Source organism: Burkholderia sp., from assembly GCF_018375725.1.
Classification (GTDB): Bacteria; Pseudomonadota; Gammaproteobacteria; order Burkholderiales; family Burkholderiaceae; genus Burkholderia.
In genome coordinates this window covers 1-1,199 of sequence record NZ_JAHACR010000537.1, presented here as the reverse complement: position 1 = coordinate 1,199, position 1,199 = coordinate 1, and the positions used below count along the sequence as shown (strand labels likewise).

Here is a 1,199-nt window from a genome sequence, read left to right as displayed (position 1 = left end):
CCGTGAACGCTTCGTGACCCGGCGTGTCGATGAACGTGAAGATCGGCAGGCCGAACTTCTCGGCGAGACGCATCAGGCGCTCGGCCTTGCGATAGCCCTCCGGACGCGGCATCCCGAAGTTGCGCGCCGCGCGTTCCTTCGTGTCGCGGCCTTTCTGATGGCCGATCACCATGCACGGATGACCGTTGAAACGCGCAAGGCCGCCGACGATCGACTGGTCGTCCGCAAACGCGCGGTCGCCATGCAGCTCGTGGAAATCGGTAAACAGTTCCCCGATATAGTCGAGCGTATACGGACGCTGCGGATGCCGGGCGATCTGCGAGACCTGCCACGGCGAAAGGTTCGCGTACAGGTCCTTCGTCAGCTGCTGGCTCTTCTTCGACAGCCGCTCGATTTCTTCCGAAATATCGACAGCCGAGTCGTCCTGCACGAATCGCAGCTCCTCGATCTTTGCCTCGAGTTCGGCGATCGGCTGTTCGAAATCCAGAAACGTGGTCTTCATGTGTTTGAATCCTTGGGTCTTGCGGCAGCGCGTATTCTACCCGCGCGCGCAGCGGTCAAAACCGGCTCTCAACTATTGATTTTCAAATTCGATAGCCTTGCTCAGGCACCGGCATCCAGCGAATCGAGGCTGCGCCACATGTACCAGGTTGCGACGGTACGCCATGGCTCCCAGTTGGCCGCCACCTCCCGCGCCTCGCTGCGCGTAACGGGCTCCCCGCTGAAGTAATTGACGCTGATCGCACGGATCAGGCCGGGATCGTCGAGCGGCAGCACGTCGGGCCGCGACAGGTTGAAGATCAGAAACATCTCGGCCGTCCAGCGGCTGATGCCGCGGATCTGCGTGAGTTCCGCGATCACGTCCTCGTCGTCCATCGACGTCCATTTGTCGACGTGCAGCGCCCCCGACACGAAGTGCTGTGCGAGATCGAGAATATATTCCGTCTTGCGCTTCGACAGCCCGCATGCAATCAGCTTGTCCGGGCCGAGCTTGATCACCTGCTGCGGCGCCAGCGTCGGGCAGGCGGCCTTGATGCGCTCCCACACAGCCTGGGCGGACGCGACCGATATCTGCTGCCCGACCACCGAGCGCGCGAGCGTGACGAACGGCGCGCCACGCTTGACGAGATACGCGGGGCCGAATTTCGGGATCAGCTTCTTGAGGATGCGGTCTCGCTTGACGAGATCGGCGCACGCCT

The 1,199-nt window shown here is 62.2% G+C and carries 2 protein-coding genes; both read right to left on the bottom strand.

Features of this window, described 5'->3' with window-relative positions; all coding sequences use genetic code 11:
• Window positions 1-502 (bottom strand): carboxyl transferase domain-containing protein (locus tag KH616_RS25200; RefSeq protein WP_292255298.1); only part of this gene is annotated, 502 nt, incomplete at its 3' end.
• A gap of 101 nt (window positions 503-603) precedes the next feature.
• A partial coding sequence (locus KH616_RS25195) for a DNA-3-methyladenine glycosylase (RefSeq protein ID WP_292255296.1) occupies window positions 604-1,199 on the bottom strand: 596 nt, incomplete at its 5' end.